The sequence below is a fragment of the Streptomyces sp. JHA26 genome (genome assembly GCF_002005565.1).
GTDB lineage: Bacteria > Actinomycetota > Actinomycetes > Streptomycetales > Streptomycetaceae > Streptomyces.
The window spans coordinates 19079-38350 of the sequence record NZ_BDJC01000061.1 but is presented as its reverse complement, the minus strand read 5'-3'; the positions used below and the strand labels follow the sequence as shown (position 1 = coordinate 38350).

Below are 19272 nucleotides of genomic sequence, written 5' to 3'. Positions count from 1 at the left end.
CGCTGTCCGCTCCGGGCGCCGTGGCCCGTACGGCGCCGCACGGCCGGACCCCGCGCCCTTCGCCGGCGCCACCACCGGCGGTGGGTCAGGCGGTCACCGAACGGCGCCGCAGTCTTCCCGCCGGGCGCAGCAGCAGTGACAGCGAGGCCGCCGAGACGGCCGCCGCGCCCACGAGGACCAGCAGGAGGCCGCCGGCACCCAGCGCGGTGTGCGTGACGAACGCCCCGAACAGGGCCCCGGCGACACCGGTCGGCAGGACCAGGACGCGGTCCGGGAGACGGTGCGGCAGACGGTGGGCGGCGGCCCAGGCCAGAGCGAGGCCGAGAATCGAGGCGCTGAGCGCTTCCAGGAGCATGTCGGGGTCCCTCCCACGTGGCCGGCCTGCCCGAAACGGTCCTTGGCCGACTTACCCCTGACCTGCGGAACGCAATCCTCCCCCTGTGGGTGAGCTGTGCTCCGGACGGGGAGGAACGAAGGGCCCGGCGGTTCGTGACCGCCGGGCCCTTCGTGTGTTCCCTCGTCGGCTACAGCGCGCCGAACCCCACCTTGCGCGGGCTCGGCTCGCCGATCTCGACGTACGCGAGGCGGTCGGCCGGCACCAGGACCTTGCGGCCGTGCTCGTCCACGAGGCTCAGCAGCTGCGACTTGCCGGCCAGTGCCTCGGCCACCACGCGCTCCACCTCCTCGGCACTCTGACCGCTCTCCAGAACGATCTCGCGGGGCGCGTGCTGCACGCCGATCTTGACCTCCACGGCTATGTCCCTCCGACGGTCGGTGAAGTGCGCGACCTTACGCGCCGTACCAGCACACATTAGCCCGGTGAGGGGACGTACACGCTCCGCCCGAGAACGCCAGGAGCGAACAGCCGGGGAACGGACGCCGCCGTACGCGCGACGGTCAGTGCTGCTCGCTGCCGTGCAGCGGGAAGCCGGCGATGCCCCGCCAGGCCAGCGACGTCAGCAGCTGGACCGCCTGGTCGCGCGGCACGCTGCGGTCGCTGTGCAGCCAGGCGCGGGCCACCACCTGGGCGAGGCCGCCCAGACCGGAGGCCAGCAGCATCGACTCGGCGCGGGAGAGACCGGTGTCCTCGGCGATGACGTCGCAGATCGCCTCGGCGCACTCGTTCGTGACCTTGTCGACGCGCTCGCGCACGGCGGGCTCGTTGGTCAGGTCCGACTCGAAGACCAGGCGGAAGGCGCCGCCGTCGTCCTCGACGTACGCGAAGTAGGCGTCCATCGTCGCCCGGACGCGCTGCTTGTTGTCGGTCGTCGACGCGAGCGCGTTCCGCACGGACTGGATCAGCGCCTCGCAGTGCTGGTCCAGCAGCGCGAGGTAGAGGTCGAGCTTGCCGGGGAAGTGCTGGTAGAGCACCGGCTTGCTGACACCGGCGCGCTCGGCGATGTCGTCCATCGCGGCGGCGTGGTAGCCCTGCGCCACGAACACTTCCTGGGCGGCGCCCAGCAGCTGGTTGCGTCGGGCACGGCGGGGAAGGCGTGTGCCCCGCGGGCGTACCGCCTCTGTCTGCTCGATGGCTGTCACGCCGCCTCCCAAAGTCGTCCACGTGCGGTGTGCGCCGCGTCGCCATCGTACTTTTCGGTAACCGTGGTGTGCGCGGTGCGAGCGCAGAATTTCACGGACCGGACGGTGGCGAAAGCCGCACAACAGGTTTCAAAAGGTCTCAGGGCGGGCAAAAATCGGCCTCCCTCCTGCTCGGCGGCTCCCCGCTTCAGCGGTAGTCGTCCTCGTCGTGCGAGACCACCCGGGCCTGTTCGGCCAGGTCGGCCTCGTTGGCGCGGTCCGGTGCCACCTCGGTCAGCGGGTCGTCGCGGTCGGGCGTGATGTCCGCGTGCTGCTCGGCCGCGTCGGCGTCCGGGGCCTCGACACCGAGTTCCCGAAGCTCCCGGTCCTCGTCGTCGAAGGTCTCCGGGTCGGTGGGGTCGACGGTCATGCTGGGCTCCCTTCCTACGGACGTCCCTGGAAATGCAGGGGCCACATGCGGGTGCCCTCTCCATGAGCCTAGGAGACACCCGATCCGGCCGCCAGACATCACCGTGTGCCGACCACAGGTACCCGGCCCGCCCCGTCCCGCACCCGCGCCTGTGACGGCGAACACATGAACCACTATGTGATCGTCTCGTAACATTGCCGCATGTCTTCGACCGAGCTGCCCTCCGCGCCGCCCGCCACCGTGCTGCCGAGGGTGGCGGCCGTCAAGGTCGCGGAGGGGGAGCGGCTCCGCTCGGTCCACCTGCCCGGAATCACCCTGACGGTGCGTTCCAGGCGCCCCGCGCGCGAGGGGCTCCCGCCCGCGCTGTACGTCCACGGACTCGGGGGTTCCTCCCAGAACTGGTCGGCGTTGATGCCGCTGTTGGACGACGTCGTCGACAGCGAGGCCGTCGACCTGCCCGGCTTCGGCGACTCGCCGCCACCGGACGACGGCGACTACTCGGTCAGCGGCCACGCGCGCGCGGTCGTCCGCCACCTCGACGCGTCGGGGCGCGGCCCCGTGCACCTCTTCGGCAACTCGCTCGGCGGCGCGGTCGCCACGCGCGTCGCCGCGGTGCGGCCCGACCTCGTGCGCACGCTGACCCTCGTGTCGCCCGCGCTGCCGGAGATCCGCGTCCAGCGCAGCGCGGTGCCGACGGGGCTGCTGGCGCTGCCCGGAGTGGTGTCGCTGTTCACCCGGCTCACCCGGGAGTGGACCGCCGAGCAGCGGGTCCGCGGGGTGACGGCCCTCTGCTACGGCGACCCCGCGAAGGTGTCGCCGGAAGGCTTCCGCAACGCCGTCGAGGAGATGGAGCGACGGCTGCAACTGCCGTACTTCTGGGACGCGATGGTGCGTTCGGCGCGCGGGATCGTCAACGCGTACACCGTGGGCGGCCAGTACGGGCTGTGGCGGCAGGCCGAACGGGTTCTCGCACCGACGTTGCTGGTCTACGGTGGACGGGACCAACTCGTCGGCTACCGCATGGCCCAGCGGGCGGCCCGCGCGTTCCGTGACTCCCGGTTGCTGACCCTGCCGGACGCGGGACACGTGGCGATGATGGAATATCCGGGGACCGTGGCCACGGCGTTCCGCGAACTCCTCGCGGACACCGGGGAGTCGGCGGTCGACGAGAGCACCGCCGGGGCCGTGGACGACGAGCCCGCCGACCAGACCACAGGAGGCTGAGGCGCGAGTGGGACGCCACAGCCGCCGCGGACCCGCCCCCAAGGGCGACATCGCGGACACCCCCGCGGCAGCGCGGGAGGACGGGGCCGGACGCCCGGGCCGACGACGCATGCCCGGGCCGCCGGCGAACGGCACGCCGGGCCCCGTGCCCTCCGGCACGGCGCCGGCCGGCGCCCAGGGCCACGCGGTCCCGCGGCCGCCGGACGGCATGCCCGCGCACGGCACGCCCCGCTTCGCGGACGGCACGCCGGCCCAGGGCTTCCCCCGGTTCCCCGGCGGCACGCCGGCCCAGGGCTTCCCGAGGTTCCCGGACGGGACGCCCGCGCACGGTTCGCCGCGTGCGGGTGGCGGTGCGTCCGCGCAGGGCGCCCCCGGCGGCACGCCTGTGCGGGGTGCGCACCGCTTCCCCGACGGGACCCCCGCGCAGGGGACGCCCCAGGTCCGTGGCGGGCACCCCGAGCAGCGCGAACCCGGCGGAGCCTGGGGTGAGCCGGGAGGCCGGGCCGGTCACGGCGCGCCGGGCGGACCGCGGCCCGACGCGTCCGCGCCCTCCGGCCGGCCCGCGGGGCCCGGCGTTCCCCTGCCGCGGCAGCGGCGGGCGCCCGCCGAAGGACCGCGGCGGGACTACCTGGAAGCCTTCGGCGAGGAGGACGGCGACGTCTCCTCGCCCCGCACCCGGCGCCGTGCCCCCGTCTCCGCCCGGACGCCCGACCCGTACGCCTCCGTCACCGACCGGCGGTCCGGCGACGGCCCCGGCGCCCCCGGCGCCGACGACGCGGCGCCCACCGGCGGACCCGCCCCGGCCAGGGGCGGCAAGGGGCGGACCTTCACGGGCATCGCCGCCGCCGCTGTCACCACCGTGCTGGCGGTCGTCGTGGCCGGCCAGGTCGCCGACGGGCGGCACGACGAGGGCGCGGGCTCCCGGTCCGCGACCGACCGGGCCCGTGACGTCCACGACCCCGCGTCCCGCGACGACGAGCGGCCGGCCCCGTCCGCGTCCGGCGCCGCGGCGCCGCTGACGTACGAGCAGAAGATGGCCAGGACCTATCCGCTCGGCGCCACGTACAAGGGGTCGGGGAAGTTCGACGCGATCCCCGGCATCGACAAGGCGCCGGGGACGGGGCGGAAGTACACCTACCGCGTGGACGTGGAGCAGGGGCTCGGCCTCGACGGCGAACTCTTCGCGCAGGCCGTGCAGAAGACGCTCAACGACGACCGGAGCTGGGCGCACGACGGCGCCCGCACGTTCGAGCGCATCCACTCCGGTGAGCCCGACTTCGTGATCACGCTCGCCAGCCCCGGCACCACGGCCGAGTGGTGTGCCAAGTCGGGCCTGGACACCACCGAGGACAACGTCTCCTGCGACTCGGCCGCCACCGAACGCGTGATGATCAACGCCTACCGGTGGGCGCAGGGCGCCGAGCCCTACGGCGACCAGATCCACGCCTACCGGCAGATGCTGATCAACCACGAGGTCGGCCACCGCATCGGCTACAACCACGTCTCGTGCGAGAAGGACGGCCAGCTCGCCCCGGTCATGCAGCAGCAGACCAAGTTCGTGGACCACGACGGAATCGACTGCCGCCCCAACCCCTGGGCCTACCCCAACGGCTGACCCGCCGGGCACGGCCGATGCATCGCGCACGGTGACCGCGTGATCCCTTAGCGCGACCGAACGCGTCCCGCGCGGGAAAGTTACGACCGTTCACCCCTTTTGGTGGTGCGATGGACAACCGTCCGTCGCGCCACCGCCTTGTCCGCATACGTTCGTCCCGCTGCGAGCCGCCGGGCCAACGGCGGCTCCCCAGACGGGAGATCGGGGGTGCGCGCGTGCGCATCGGACTGCTTACGGAGGGTGGCTATCCGTATGTGAGCGGTGAGGCCGGACTCTGGTGCGACCGGCTCGTGCGCGGACTCGAGCAGCACGAGTTCGACGTCCACGCGCTCAGCCACAGCGAGCGTCAGGAGGACGAAGGGTGGGTCCCGCTGCCGCCGCAGGTCGTCCGGGTGCGCACCGCACCGCTGTGGGACGCCGCCGACGACTGCCGCCGGGGCGGCTCGAAAGGCCCCGTCGGAAGGGTGATGCGGAGCGACCGCTGGGCGTACGGGCGGCGAGCGCGCCGGCGCTTCGCCGAGTGCTACGGCGAGCTGGCCGCCGCCCTGTGCACGACCGCTCCCCAGGACCCCTCCGATGCGTCGACGGAGGCGTCGGCCGTTGAGGCGGACCGTTTCGCCAGTGCGCTGTACGGCCTCGCCGAACTCGCCCGCGACGAGGACGGACTGGCGGGTGCCCTCCGCTCGGAGACCGCCGTACGCGCCCTGGAACGCGCCTGTCGCGCGCCCGGCGCCCCGCGTCCCGCGCGCGAGGCGCGCGTCCCCGAGCTGCTGACCGTCGCCGCACGCCTCGAACGCGCCCTGCGCCCCCTGTCGCTCGACTGGTACGACGCCGACGGGCTCGGCGCCGTCGACCTCTGCCACGCGGCCTCCGGCGGTACGGCGGCCCTGCCCGGCCTGCTCGCCCGGTACTTCCACGGCGTGCCCCTGCTGGTGACGGAGTACGGCGTGCGGTTGCGGACGCACTACCTCACCGACCCCGGTGCGCCACCCGCGATACGGTCCCTGCTGGCCGCCTTCCACGGCCGGCTGGCCGCCGAGACCTACCGGTGCGCGGCCGTGGTCACGCCCGGCAACGCGCACACCCGCCGCTGGCAGGAACGCTGCGGGGCCGACCGCGCCAAGCTCCGCACCGTCCCTCCGGGCATGGACGCGACGCCCTTCGCGGAGGCGGGGGAGTCGCCGGAGTGCGCCGACCCGCACACCCTCGTCTGGGTCGGTCGCGTCGAGCCCGCCAAGGACCTGGTCTCGCTGCTGCACGCCTTCGCGGAGATCCGCAAGGAGGAGCCCGCGGCGCGGCTCAGGATCGTCGGCGCCCCCCTGGGCCCCGAGGGCGCGGCCTACCTCACCCACTGCAAGGCCCTGGCCGCACAGCTCTTCCCCGACGAGGCCGCCGGTCCGCACGCCGTCGGCGACAACCCGGTGTCCTTCGAGGAGACCGGCGGACCGGAACTGCCCTCCCGCGCCGACGCCTACGCCTCGGGCGCCGTCGTCGTCCTCTCCAGCGTCGTCGAGGGCTTCCCGGCCGGCCTGGTCGAGGCCATGTTCTGCGGCCGGGCGACGGTGTCCACGGACGTCGGCGCCGTGGTCGAGGCCATCGGCGGCACCGGACTCGTCGTGCCCCCGCGCAATCCGCGGGCGCTCGCCGAGGCGTGCGTCGCCCTGCTGCGCGACCCCGAGCGCCGTGAGCGCCTGGGCGCCGCAGCGCGCGCCCGCGCACTGGAACTCTTCACCGTCGAACAGAACGTCGCGGCATTTCACGGCATTTACCTGGAGATCCTCTCGCGCACGCCGGTCCGCCGCGTCGTCCTCGACGAGGCCGGGGAACCCCTGCCCTTCGCCGTTCCCGCCGAGGCACGGGTCACCGGCCGCTGGACCGGCCCCGCCGACCGGGTCGTGGCCCGGAGCGGCCCCGGCTGGGCGACGGACGCCCCCGTCCGCGCCGCGGCCGCGGCCCCCACCGCCGAGGGGGTCCGATGAGCGGCCTGGGCGAACTGGACCGCCCCGGGACCCCGAACGGCCCGGCGGCCCGGGACGAGCGCTCACGGCAGCGCCCGCACGAGGAGGGGCCCGGTACGGGGACACCCGCCGGCGGACGGCCGGGCACGGGACGCGCGACCCCGGCCGGCAAGCGGCCGGCCCCCGCCGCCCGCCGCGCCGCCGACCCCGTCAAGGCCCTGATGCACCGCCACCGCGACCTCTGCGAACGGGCCGTGGACCCCCTGGAGATCGCGGCCGGGCTGGAGGCGCACGGCGTCACCGACCGGACCGCGGCCCGCTTCCGCCACCGGGACGTCTTCTCCCTCGCCGAGGAGATGTACGCCCGCGTCCCGCGCGACACCGACGCCCCCGCGCGCCCCACCGCACCGCCCGCGCCCCGGGTGCGCGGCGCACGGATCGCCCTCGCCCTGCTGCCCGGGGCGCTGTGCGCCGCCGCCGTGGCCGGCCTGCGCCTCACCGACGGACGGACGCGCCTGACCGTGGCCGTCGTCGGCGCCCTCGCGGTGACCCTGGCCCTGCGCGCCACCCTGCGCCGGGGCCCGCTGAACGCCGGCACCGGCCCCGGAGGGACCTCGGTCTGCTGGCTCGTCGGCTACGCCCTCCTCGGCGACGGCCTGCTGGGCACCGCCCTCACCGGAGGCCCCGACGGCCTGCCCGACGGCACCGCGGACGGACCGTGGCCCGTCACCGTCGTCCCCGTCGTGGCCCTCGCCCTGGCCTGCGCACCCGCCGCCGGGAGCGCCCACCTGTTCGCCCTGGGAGCCCGTCGCAGACTGACCGCCAGCCGCGGACTGACGGACTTCTCGGCCTCCGTACGGCCCCTGCTGCTCGGCACGTTCGCCCTGTTCCTGGGTGCGCTGGCAGCCCTGCTCGCGCTGACCGGCGCGGTCCTCGGCGAGCCGGCCGCCTACCCCCAGGCACTCACCCTCGGCGCGCTCCTGCTGCCGGCCCGCCTCCTCGCCGTTCATGGGTTCACCCGCGCCTCCGGGCTCGTCCTCACCGCCACGGCCGCCACCGAGGCGACCGCCCTCGCCGCGCCCTTCGCCGGCCGCCTCCCCGGCTGCGACCTCCTGGCCGCTCCCGTGGAGGCCCTCGTCGCCGCCTGGGGCCCGGGTGGCGTCCCGGCGACGGCCTGCGGCATCGGCGCCCTGGTCCTCCTCGCCCACGCGACCCGCCGCCTCACCAGGGCGTCCGCCCACGCACCCGCGGAGCACCCGTGACGACCGCACGCTCCGCGACCCCCCACGCCCATCCCGCACCACCCTCGAAGGAGACCCCCAGATGACCACCTCCCGACCGGACGCCTCGGCCCCGGGAGCCGCGCGATGAGAGTCCTGCTGATCGGGGCCAACGGCTACATCGGCCGGTTCGTCGCCGACCGCCTGCTCGCCGACCCGGCCGTCCAGCTCACCGCCCTCGGCCGCGGCGACGACGCCGACGTCCGCTTCGACCTCGCGACCGGCAGCCCGGGCGCCCTCACCCGCTTCCTCGACGCCGTCCACCCGGGCGTCGTCGTCAACTGCGCGGGCGCCACCCGGGGCGGTGCCCGCGAACTCACCCGCCACAACACCGTCGCCGTCGCCACCGTCTGCGAGGCCCTGCGCCGCAGCGGCTGCGGAGCCCGCCTGGTGCAGATCGGCTGCAGCTCCGAGTACGGACCCAGCCAGCCCGGCTCGTCCACCGCGGAGGACGCCGTGCCCCGCCCCGGCGGTCCCTACGGCGTCAGCAAACTCGCCGCCACGGAACTGGTCCTCGGCTCCGGCCTGGACGCCGTCGTCCTGCGGGTCTTCTCGCCCGCCGGCCCCGGCACCCCCGCCGGCTCCCCGCTGGGCCGCCTCGCCGAGGCCATGCGCCGCGCCATGCAGTCCGGCGACGGCGAACTCAGGCTCGGCGGCCTCGGCGTCCAGCGCGACTTCGTCGACGTCCGCGACGTGGCCCGCGCCGTCCACGCCGCCTCGCTCTCCGCCGCGCAGGGCGTCATCAACATCGGCTCCGGCCGCGCCGTCCGCCTGCGCGACGCCGCCGCCACCCTCGCCCGCGTGGCCGGCTACGGCGGCGCCCTGCACGAACTCGACACCCCGCCCGGCGCGCTGCGGCCGGTCATCGGCCACCCCCGCACCGAATCCGTCGGCCACCGCGTCGACGCCCTGGCGCACCATCGCGCCGAGTCCCTCGGCCACCACCGCCCGGATTCCCCGGCGCACCGCGGCGACCACCGGGCCGACGCCGAGCACGCGGCCCCGGTCGCCCACCCCTACCCCGACGGCTGCGGCGGCTGGCAGCAGGCCGACGTGCGCACCGCGCGCGACCGGCTCGGCTGGCGGCCCCGGATCAACCTCGAGGAGTCCCTCGCCGACATCTGGATGGAGGCGGCATGCCGTATCTGACCAGTGCGCAAGCGAGCACCGCGAGCACCGGCGTCCGCACCGGTCTCGGCGTCCCCGGCCTCGCCCACCCCCTCGTCGCGCCCGACGAGTGGGTCGGCCTCGCCCGCCCCGGCACCCCCCTGCACTGGGTCGTCCTCGACGTCGCCGACGGCCCCGGCGCCCAGCCCGACCCGCACTGCCTGGAGGCGTCCGGCCGGCTGCGCAACGCGGGCGTCCGCGTCCTAGGCCACCTCGACGCCGCCCACGGAGCCCGCGACCTCGGGGAACTGATCTCCGACGCCCACCGGTACCTCGACTGGTACCAGGCCGACGGCTTCCTCCTCGACCGCTGCCCGTCCGAACGGGCCGCGCTTCCCGAGATCCGCCGCGCGGTCGGCACGCTCCGCGTCATCCGCGACGACGCCCACATCGTCCTCGGCCACGGCACCCACCCGTACCCCGGCTACGCCGAGAACGCCGACCAGCTCGTCACCTTCTCGGGCGCCTGGAGCGACTACCGCTGGTCGCAGGCGGCCGAGTGGAGCGCCGACCACCCGCCCGAGCGCTTCTGCCACTTCGTCCACGGCGTGCCCCGCGGCCACCTGGAGGAGGCACTGCGCATCGCCCGCTGGCAAGGTGCCGCCACCATCTACTTCACCGACCGGGTCGACCGGGCCGACCGGACCGGGCGAGTGGACCCCTGGGAGACGATGCCCGGCTACTGGGACGAAATCGTCTCGCGCATCGGGACAGGTGTCTCGGAATGAAAAAGGCCGTGGCAGTGTTACGAGAAGAACAACCTCCCCACTCTCGACTTCGCTCGAGCGGGGGGAGCCCCATTGATTAACCGACCAACGGAGTCCCCGTGTCGCTGCCACCCCTGGTCGAGCCGGCCGCCGAGCTCACCGTAGACGAGGTCCGCAGGTACTCCCGCCACCTGATCATCCCCGACGTGGGGATGGACGGGCAGAAGCGGCTGAAGAACGCCAAGGTGCTCGCCGTGGGCGCGGGCGGCCTCGGCTCGCCGACCCTGATGTACCTGGCGGCAGCCGGTGTCGGCACGCTCGGCATCGTGGAGTTCGACGAGGTCGACGAGTCGAACCTGCAGCGTCAGGTCATCCACAGCCAGGCCGACGTCGGCCGTTCCAAGGCCGAGTCCGCCCGCGACACCATCAAGGGCATCAACCCGTACGTGGACGTGGTCCTTCACCAGGAGCGGCTCGAGGCCGACAACGTGATGGACATCTTCAGCCAGTACGACCTGATCGTCGACGGTACGGACAACTTCGCGACCCGCTACCTGGTCAACGACGCCTGCGTGCTGCTGAACAAGCCCTACGTCTGGGGCTCGATCTACCGCTTCGACGGCCAGGCGTCCGTCTTCTGGTCCGAGCACGGTCCCTGCTACCGCTGCCTCTACCCGGAGCCCCCGCCCCCCGGCATGGTCCCCTCCTGCGCCGAGGGCGGCGTCCTGGGCGTGCTGTGCGCGTCCATCGGCTCCATCCAGACCAACGAGGCCATCAAGCTCCTCGCGGGCATCGGCGAGCCGCTGGTCGGCCGCCTGATGATCTACGACGCCCTGGAGATGCAGTACCGCCAGGTCAAGGTCCGCAAGGACCCGAACTGCGCGGTCTGCGGCGAGAACCCGACCGTCACCGAGCTCATCGACTACGAGGCCTTCTGCGGCGTCGTGTCCGAGGAGGCCCAGGCGGCGGCCGCCGACTCCACGATCACTCCCAAGCAGCTCAAGGAGTGGATCGACGACGGCGAGAACATCGAGCTCATCGACGTCCGCGAGCCGAACGAGTTCGAGATCGTCTCCATCCCGGGCGCCCGGCTGATCCCGAAGAACGAGTTCCTCATGGGCTCCGCCCTGGAGAGCCTCCCGCAGGACAAGAAGATCGTCTTGAACTGCAAGACGGGTGTCCGCAGTGCGGAAGTCCTGGCGGTCCTGAAGTCCGCCGGCTTCTCGGACGCCGTCCACGTCGGCGGCGGCGTGATCGGCTGGGTCAACCAGATCGAGCCGGAGAAGCCGGTCTACTGACCGACCCGCCGGCTGACCGGCGACACAGAGGAAAAGCCCACGGCTCCGACCCGCTCGGACGCCGTGGGCTTCTGTCGTCGACGGTCGGCTTCGGGCGGCCGACCTGGACGAAGTGCTCAACCTCCACGGACCGCGGGCTCACCGTGTGCACGTCAGCGCTGCCGAAGAGGATGAATGAGTGATCGGGAGCGCGACACGGGTCCCTGAGGGGATATCCACTCCATGTGTATGTACGGTGCGTAATCATCCCGTTCTCATGGGTAATGAATCTGCACTGTAGACGCACGGAGGACGAAAACTCATGCGCATGCTCCAGAAGGCCGTGATCACCGCTGCGACGGTTGGCGGTCTGGCCGCTCTCGGCTCGGGTGGCGCCTACGCCGCCGACTACAGCGTCTCCCACTGTGGAGGAACCCAGTCGTCCGTCGCGGCCGGCACCGCCCCGCAAGCACAGCAGCTGGCGACTGGGGAGAAGGGGGCGGGAAAGAAGAAGGCGTCGAAGACCGTGCACGGGACGACCGTGCGGCAGGTGAAAGTGCAGCCGGGACGTACCCTCCGCGCCGGTGGCCTGCTGGACGGGCTCTTGGGGGTGCCGCTCCGGGTGGTCACGACCACCGACGGCGTCAACCAGAACAACCAGGCGAACGGTGCCTCCGGTGGTACCAACCAGAACAACCAGGCGAACGGCGCCTCCGGTGGCGTCAACCAGAACAACCAGGTGAACGGTGCTTCCGGTGGCGTCAACCAGAACAACCAGGTGAGCGGGCCCACGATTGCCATCGGCTTGTTCGCTCCGGCCATCCAGCAGTCGAATCTGCAGCAGTCGCAGACTGCGTAGGGCAGCCGAAGACGCCGACCCCGCCGATCGTCTCGACAGCGCGAACCCGCCACGGTCACGTGGCGGGTTCAGTCGGTTTCGGGGTGGGGCCGGCGAGCGAGCCCCGGCCCCGGGGGCGTGCGCATGGAGGGCAAGCATCGGCGAAGGCCACCAGTCCTGTCACGTCAGCGTCACGCGACGGTGATGCCCAGGACCCCACGATGACTGGTGCAGGGAGACGCAAATCTGCTTTCGTATGCAAGGAAGCCGCCATGATGAAAAACATTCGGCACCGCATACCCCGCCTGATAGCCGCGTCCGGCGCGGCCGCGGCGCTTGCTCTCGGTGCAGGCATGGGGACTGCCACAGCAGCACCTCAGGAGGTGGCAAAGTCGAAGGCCGCGCCTACGGCACCGTGTGGCAATGAGAGGGTATGCCCGGGCGGGAACCAGAACAACCAGTCGTCCGGCAACAGGGGCGGGAATCAGAACAACCAGTCGTCCGGTGGCGGGGGCGGGAATCAGAACAACCAGTCGTCCGGTGGCGGGGGCGGGAATCAGAACAACCAGTCGTCCGGTGGCGGGGGCGGGAATCAGAACAACCAGTCGTCCGGTGGCGGGGGCGGGAATCAGAACAACCAGTCGTCCGGCGGTGGGGGCGGGAATCAGAACAACCAGTCGTCCGGCGGTGGGGGCGGGAATCAGAACAACCAGTCGTCCGGCGGTGGAGGAGGAAACCAGAGCAACCAGGCATCGTAGCTGCCTCTGCGCCGACCCGCTTCGGCAAGGCGAACCCGCCACGTACAACAGTGGCGGGTTCGTGGACGTTCACAACCGATCGCACTTCAGTCGCCGATGCTGACCGGCGATACGGAAGAGAAGAAGAATCCAGACGCTTCGTCCGACTCGGATGCCGTGAGGTTCTCTGCCGTTTTCATGTCGCTGCTGCCGGTCGGCGCTTCAGGTCGCCGGGAGATTCGTGACCGATGTGGGAGGCGGTGGATCGGAAGGCGTGGGAACCTGGATCAGGAAGGGGACGAAAACAATCTGTCCGTCCTTGTGCAGAGGCCTGTAGGAAAGGCGATAACACACAATCGTGCTCGACTCGCGAGTGGTCTTGTAGCACTGGAGGGCGGAAACCGCCAGCGTGTGCTGGGATTTCTGTGCAGATATGGCAGATGTGCTTGCCCCGCTCGCCGAGGCGCCCCCCACACCAATCGCCAAACCCGAAATCGCCGCAACTGCGACACTGGTGCTTCGCAGGGCTGTCTTCCTCATGCTCATCACCTGATGCTCGGCGTCAGGTTTTCCCCGGCCTGGGCCAGTCATCGATCACCGCTACTGATCCGGTGCGTACGTAGGGGCCTCCGGACTCGGAAATGGTCACCAACCAGAGTGACCGGTCACCGCTGGGTGAACTCGGGGGACACGAGGGCGACCTGACGGCCTTGACGCTGGATAAGTCCAGGATAGTGGGCCGCAGTGATGCCTGCGACCACAGAGGCAACCGGGCGGAGCCGCAGAGTCGGCGTTCTCCGTGACCGGACGGGTGTGTCTCCGTACCGAAGGAGAATTTCAGTACTTCAATAGTCGCTCTTTCATACGCTTTCGGTGGACAATCTTCAGCGGGCGGAGCAGCATGGATGCGTTGGGAGGTGTGAAGATCGCGAATCTTTGAGCAAGGGTGGTGCCGTCGGTCGGCAGGCGTCGGGGGCGGAACGATCCAGCGATCATGCAGCCATGAGCTCAGATGATCTCGCTTTCTCTTCTCTGACCGTGAAAAGCCGACCCTCCGTACGGATAGCTCTTCTCGGCGGGTTCGACCTCGTGGTCGACAACATTCCGGTGACGGTCCCGGTGGGCTCGAAACGACTCCTGGCGTTGATCGCACTCAACTACCGTGCCTCTGTCCCACGGGAATTGATCGCCGGAAGCCTCTGGGCGGAAGCATCCGAGCAGCGGGCGTACACGAACCTTCGGGCGGCGCTGTCACGCCTGCGCGGCCTCGGCCGGCAGGCGCTGGACGTCTCTCCCCGCGAGGTGCGCCTCGCGCGAGAGGTCACCGTCGACCTCTACCACGCTCGGTCGTTGGCCCAGCGCATACTCGATCCCCATGTCCCGGCCGAGGGCCTCGACCTCAACACGGCGACCGTCGATCAGCTCTCCGCCGATCTGCTGCCCGGCTGGTACGACGAGTGGGCCCTGCTGGAAGCGGATCGTTGGCGGCAGCTTCGACTCCACGCCCTCGAGAAACTGGCGGGAGAACTCATCGACGCCGAGCAGTTCGCCGGTGCGGTGACGGCCGCTCACGCGGCCGTCCAGGCAGACCCACTGCGGGAGAGCAGCCAGGTCTCGCTGATCCGCGCCCACCTGGCGGAGGGCAACCTGGCCGAGGCGCTGGACCACTTCGAACGCTACGCCCGACGCCTCCGCAACGAGTTGGGGCTCCGCCCCACACAACGGCTGAACCGACTCGTTGCCGAAATACGTCAATTACCCCCTGGAAGCGGGTCCTTCTTGCAGTAGCGCCCGACCCTCGACCATCCGCGCCAGGGGCGCCCCCGCCCCAGCCGTCGTCAGGAGCAGACCTTGCCGTCCTTCGGCACCGTTCCCTTCAGCAGGTAGGCGTCGACAGCGGAGTCCACGCAGTCGCTCCCGCCCCCGTACGCCCCGTGGCCCTGGCCCTTCCAGGTGAGCTCCACGCCGACGCCCCTGCCCAGCGCGTCCGCCATCCTCCCGGCGCCCTCGTAGGGCGTCGCCGGGTCGCCGGTGTTGCCGATCACCAGGACCGGCGGCGCACCGGGCGCGCTGACGTCGGGGTGGTCGGCCGCACCGGCCACCGGCCAGTCGGTGCAGCTGACCATGGACCAGGCGAGGTAGTCGCCGAACAGCGGGGAGGCCTTCCGGAACTCGGGCAGCTTCTTCTCCACGTACGCGGTGTCGTAACGGGGTTTGTCGTCGGCGCAGTTGATGGAGACGTTCGCCGCGGCGATGTTGCTGTACTCACCGTTCTCGTTCCGCCCGTTCAGCGAGTCCGACAGCGCCATGAGGATCCTGCCGTCGCCGTCGTACGCCTGCTCCAGGCCCTCGGTGAGGTACTCCCAGAAGTCCTTCGAGTACAGGGCCTGGGCGATGCCGCTGGTCGCGGCGGTCTGGGTGAGGTCACGCGGGAAGATGCCGGGGATCGGTCTGCGGTCGAGGTCCTTCAGCAGCCGCGCGATGCGGTCCTCGACGTCCTGGACGCTGTCGCCGACCGGACAGTCCTCGGCCTTGGACACGCAGTCCTCGGCGTAGTTGCCGAGGGCCAGCTGGAAGCCCTTCGCCTGCCCGAGCGAACTCTGCTCGGCGTTCTGCGTCGGGTCGACGACCGCGTCGAAGACGGCGCGGCCCAGTCTCTTCGGGAACAGGTGGGCGTAGACGCCGCCGAGTTCGGTGCCGTAGGAGATGCCGAAGTAGTACAGCTGGTCGTCGCCGAGGACCTGGCGCATCAGGTCCATGTCGCGGGCCGCGTCGGTGGTGGCCACGTGCGGCAGCATGTCCTTCGAGTGCTTCTCGCAGGCCGTGTTGAAGTCCTCGGTGTTGTCCAGCAGCTTCTTGCGCTCGGCCGCGTCGTCGGGGGTGGCGTCCTGCTGGAAGTACGTGTCGAGCTGCTCGTCGTCCAGGCACTCCACGGGGGCGCTGCGGCCGACGCCGCGCGGGTCGAAGCTGACCAGGTCGTAGCGGGTGCGCAGGGTCGTGTAGTCCTGGCCGAAGGCGGGCAGGGTGGTGACGCCCGATCCTCCGGGGCCGCCGAAGTTGAAGACCAGCGAGCCGATCCGCCGGTCCGCCGGGCCGCTGGTCCTCGCCCGGATCAGCGCCAGGCCGATCGTGTCGCCCTCGGGGTCGTCCCAGTCGCGCGGGGCCTTCATGGTGGCGCACTGCCACGCGTCGCCGTCCGGCAGCGGGGACGGCGCGGGGCCGCCGCCCTCGGCCTGGGACGGTGCCGGGCAGTCCTTCCAGGCGAGCTTCTGGTCCGTCAGGCTCTCGTCGTCCTGCGGACCGTCGCCGCAGCTCGCCAGGAGGGCGGACAGCAGGACGGCGGTGGCGGTGAGGGCGGCGGCGCGCAGCCGGGCGGGAATCGGCATGCCTCCATCGTGCGTCCGGGCGGGTCCGTACGCCCGGGGCGCGAGCCGTACGAGGTACGGGCGGCGGGAGCACGAGTCGCGTACGAGGCACGGGCGGAGCGGGGTCCCGCAGGGGCCTTACAGCGCTTCCTTCCGGGACAGGTGGTTGAAGGCCAGCCAGCCCGGCAGCACCGGCAGCCACAGGGTGAGCAGCCGGAACAGCAGCACCGCCGGCGCGGCGACCTCCTTGGGCAGGCCGACGGCGATCAGGCCGACCGTCAGGGTGGCCTCCACCGCGCCGACACCGCCCGGCGTGGGCGCCGCGGAGCCCAGCGCGTTGCCCGCGAGGAAGACGACGGCGACGCTGGCGACGCTGATGGACGTCGAGTCGTCGCCGAAGGCCCGGATCGAGGCGTCCAGGCACATCACGAAGCAGGCGGTGAGCAGCAGCATGCCGCCGATACCGGTGACCAGCTTCTGCGGCCGCTGGAGCACGTCCAGCATCCGGGGCACGACACCGGCGAAGAGCGACCGCACGCGCGTGACGACGAATTTCCGCAGGAACGGCACCGACGTCACCACGAGCACGAGCACCGCCACCGTCAGCAGACCCGCGATGACCGTCCGGGACGGCGACAGCGAGGGCGTCTTCTCGGTGCCGGTCAGGTAACCGAAGGAGAGCAGCATCAGGATGTGGCAGCCGAGTCCGAACAGCTGGGAAGCGCCGACACTCGCCACCGCGAGTCCCGGCCGCACCCCCGCCCGCTGCAGGAACCGGGTGTTCAGCGCGACACCGCCGACCGCCGCCGGAGCGACGATCTTGACGAACGATCCGGCCACCTGCGCGGCCACGGTCCGCACGAAGGGCACCCGCTCGGGCACGAAGCCGAGCAGGGCCATCGCCGCGGCGACGTAGCTCGCCGCCGAGAACAGCACGGCCGCGGCGACCCAGCCCCACTGGGCGTTCGCGATCAGCGGTCCGAACTCGATGTGCGTGAGCTGGGTCAGCAGGAAGTACGCGCCGATCGCACCGGCGATGAAGCTGATCAGTGTGCGGGGGCGCACCCGCTCGAGCCGGGCCGGCTCGACGGGGGCCTGCGGCCTGATCCGCAGCACCGCGTACCGGATCTGCGTGAGCAGGTCCTCCTCGCGGGCCTCCTCCAGCGCATCGTCCAGGGCCCGCTTCTCGGCCCGCTGCTCCGCGCGCGCGGCCTTCTTGTCGGACTTCCCGGACACGGCGGGCACGTCGGTGCCGGCCGCCTCGGAACGGGCCGGCTTGGCCTGGCGGGACGCCTCGAGGACCGCCTCCCGTTCGCGTTCGGCCCGTTCCCGGGCCAGCCTGCGCAGGGTCGCGCGGGTGGAGCGGCTGAGCGCGATGGGCTGGAGCATCGGCAGACAGTCCGCCACGGCGTCGGGACCGAGCACGTCCACGGCCGAGGCGACCGCGCGCTCGGCACCCACCCGCAGACCCAGCGTCACCAGGAGCTGGGAGACGTCCATGCGCAGCAGCAGGTCGCCGGCGGCGATCTCGCCGATGCGCAGCTCGGTGAGGATCACGGTGCCGGAACGGTCCACCAGGATCGCGTCGCCCACCAGCCGGCGATGCGCGATGCGCCGGGACTGCAGGGCGCGCACCTGCTCCCAGGTCTGGCGCAGCAGGCCGTCGGTGATCTCCTCGTCCGGCAACGAGTCGAGGGTGCGGCCGCCGGTGTGCTCGTAGACGAGCATCACGGCGTCGGGGCCGAGTTCGGACGTCGCGATCAGCTTCGGCGCATTGGCTCCGGCCGCGATCGCCGCGTAGGCGAGCAGGGCCTCCTGTTCCAGCGCCTGCCGCAGCGAGGGGAGGCTGCTGCGGGTGGCGAAGCCGCGCAGCGTCAGATTGCGCCACGCCCGGTAGAAGAAGCCCTGCGCCTGCTGCTCGCGGTCCACCACCGTCACGTCCAGCGGCCGGCCGTCCTCCAGCGTGACGAAGTAGCGCCGGCCCCGGTCGCCGGTCTCCGCGTTCTCCGACGGCGCCTCCTCACGGGCGGCGGTCACCGGGCGGAAGCCGACGGTCCGCAGGCCCGCCATCAGCGTCCGGCCGGTGGGGCGAACGTTGGGGGAGCCGACCGCGTACAGCGTTCCGTAGGCCACGGTCCAGCCGATGAGGACGGTCAGGATGATCGAGAACGGCGTCGTGTAGCCGGTCACGAGCATGGAGAAGGCGTCGAGGAGCAGCACGATCCACAGCACCGCGCGCCAACGGGGTCTGCGGGACATCCCGACGGCCGTCATGTAGGCGATGACCGGTGCGAGGTAGCCGTGCACGGGGTCGGTGAGCGCGTGGATGTCGCCCGGCGAGGGCTGGGTGAGCGCCTCCTGGATGGAACCGGGGGCCGCCTTCGCCACCCACAGGTCCGTGGCGAGGGTCACCCCGTGCGCGAGGACCGCCGCGAGCACGCCGTCGGCGATCCGCAGCCCGTCCCGTTTGATCAGCCGCTCGACGGCGAACGCGACCGGCACCAGGAGGATCGCGATGCTGGACGCCAGACCCGCGACCTTGATCAGCAGGTCGGGGGCCTGACCGGTGCCCTTGTTGATGTCCTGCTCGAGGCCCGAGGTGGTGCCGTGCGCGAAGGCGGCGACGGCGAGCAGCACGACGACCGCGAGCACGCCCACCAGCAGCCGCATCAGGTCGGACGGACGGTGCACGCGCGCGGGCAGGAGCGGTTCGTCGCCCTCCACCTCGTCGATGTGCGCCACGTCACCGGGGTCGGCGGCGGTCGCGGACGGGCGGCCGACCGCGTCCCCGGCGGGCTCCTCACCGTCGTCGACGGGTTTCTCGCTGTCGGTGACGGATTTCCCACCACCGGCGACGGGCTTCTCGTCGCCGACGGGTTTCCCACCACCGGCGACGGGCTTCTCGTCGTCGGCGGCTGCGTCCGGGCGTGAGGAGGAGTCGGAGGTGCCCTCGGCGTCCTCGGGGTGCACTCCCTGCTGCTCCATCGCCTCTTCTTGCTCTCGTATCACTGGTCACCGACCGCACGATGGTGGCATGCCGGACCGACAGCCGGGGGCATCAGGGTGCCCGTGCGGGCGGCACAGTCTGCCCGAAGCCTCGCCCGCGGGCGAGGGGAGCGCACCGCCGTGAGTCCGCCGCGTTGTCGGTGGGGTGGG

The 19272-nt window shown here is 72.1% G+C and carries 15 protein-coding genes; 9 read left to right on the top strand and 6 right to left on the bottom strand.

All coding sequences use genetic code 11. The annotated features are described in order from the left end of the window. Positions 1-85: 85 nt before the first annotated feature. The 4 genes from JHAT_RS28210 to JHAT_RS28195 all read right to left on the bottom strand — a co-directional run bounded on the left by JHAT_RS28210 (position 86) and on the right by JHAT_RS28195 (position 1948). Entirely contained in the window at positions 86-355 is a 270-nt protein-coding gene (locus JHAT_RS28210; protein WP_077801100.1) for a hypothetical protein, read from the bottom strand. Between the two features lie 169 nt (positions 356-524). Further along, positions 525-752: a DUF3107 domain-containing protein gene (locus tag JHAT_RS28205; RefSeq protein ID WP_019327022.1), complete on the bottom strand. Its 228-nt coding sequence runs from the start codon at positions 750-752 to the stop codon at positions 525-527. Positions 753-897: 145 nt separating this feature from the next. Next, positions 898-1539 (bottom strand): TetR/AcrR family transcriptional regulator, encoded by a 642-nt coding sequence (locus tag JHAT_RS28200; protein ID WP_077801099.1) that lies wholly within the window; start codon positions 1537-1539, stop codon positions 898-900. Between the two features lie 187 nt (positions 1540-1726). Next, positions 1727-1948, bottom strand: coding sequence for a hypothetical protein (locus JHAT_RS28195; protein ID WP_077801098.1), 222 nt, complete (start codon positions 1946-1948; stop codon positions 1727-1729). A gap of 201 nt (positions 1949-2149) precedes the next feature. Between JHAT_RS28195 and JHAT_RS28190 the strand changes: the two genes are divergently transcribed. From JHAT_RS28190 to JHAT_RS28150, 9 genes are all read left to right on the top strand, one after another. Continuing rightward, positions 2150-3172 (top strand): alpha/beta fold hydrolase, encoded by a 1023-nt coding sequence (locus JHAT_RS28190; RefSeq protein WP_077801097.1) that lies wholly within the window; start codon positions 2150-2152, stop codon positions 3170-3172. Positions 3173-3179: 7 nt separating this feature from the next. Beyond that, positions 3180-4787, top strand: a complete 1608-nt coding sequence (locus JHAT_RS28185; RefSeq protein WP_077801096.1) for a DUF3152 domain-containing protein — start codon at positions 3180-3182, stop codon at positions 4785-4787. Between the two features lie 215 nt (positions 4788-5002). Beyond that, positions 5003-6766, top strand: a complete 1764-nt coding sequence (locus JHAT_RS28180) for a DUF3492 domain-containing protein (protein WP_077801095.1) — start codon at positions 5003-5005, stop codon at positions 6764-6766. Beyond that, positions 6763-8007 (top strand): hypothetical protein, encoded by a 1245-nt coding sequence (locus JHAT_RS28175; RefSeq protein ID WP_171991097.1) that lies wholly within the window; start codon positions 6763-6765, stop codon positions 8005-8007. The genes JHAT_RS28180 and JHAT_RS28175 overlap by 4 nt, the downstream gene beginning before the upstream one ends. A 105-nt stretch (positions 8008-8112) precedes the next feature. Then, complete coding sequence (locus JHAT_RS28170; RefSeq protein ID WP_077801094.1) at positions 8113-9174, top strand: NAD-dependent epimerase/dehydratase family protein; 1062 nt, start codon at positions 8113-8115, stop codon at positions 9172-9174. Beyond that, positions 9162-9920: a spherulation-specific family 4 protein gene (locus JHAT_RS28165; protein WP_077801093.1), complete on the top strand. Its 759-nt coding sequence runs from the start codon at positions 9162-9164 to the stop codon at positions 9918-9920. The genes JHAT_RS28170 and JHAT_RS28165 overlap by 13 nt, the downstream gene beginning before the upstream one ends. Positions 9921-10018: 98 nt before the next feature. Beyond that, positions 10019-11197, top strand: a complete 1179-nt coding sequence (moeZ, locus tag JHAT_RS28160) for an adenylyltransferase/sulfurtransferase MoeZ (RefSeq protein ID WP_077801092.1) — start codon at positions 10019-10021, stop codon at positions 11195-11197. 301 nt (positions 11198-11498) lie between these two features. Beyond that, positions 11499-12035: a hypothetical protein gene (locus tag JHAT_RS28155; protein WP_077801091.1), complete on the top strand. Its 537-nt coding sequence runs from the start codon at positions 11499-11501 to the stop codon at positions 12033-12035. 1718 nt (positions 12036-13753) lie between these two features. After that, positions 13754-14539, top strand: a complete 786-nt coding sequence (locus JHAT_RS28150) for a BTAD domain-containing putative transcriptional regulator (RefSeq protein ID WP_077801090.1) — start codon at positions 13754-13756, stop codon at positions 14537-14539. Positions 14540-14589: 50 nt separating this feature from the next. Here JHAT_RS28150 and JHAT_RS28145 read toward each other — a convergent pair whose 3' ends face one another. After that, positions 14590-16137 carry an alpha/beta hydrolase gene (locus JHAT_RS28145; RefSeq protein ID WP_077801089.1) on the bottom strand — a complete coding sequence of 516 codons (1548 nt, stop codon included), beginning with the start codon at positions 16135-16137 and terminating at the stop codon, positions 14590-14592. Positions 16138-16254: 117 nt separating this feature from the next. Next, complete coding sequence (locus JHAT_RS28140) at positions 16255-19101, bottom strand: lysylphosphatidylglycerol synthase transmembrane domain-containing protein (protein ID WP_077801088.1); 2847 nt, start codon at positions 19099-19101, stop codon at positions 16255-16257. Positions 19102-19272 lie beyond the last annotated feature (171 nt).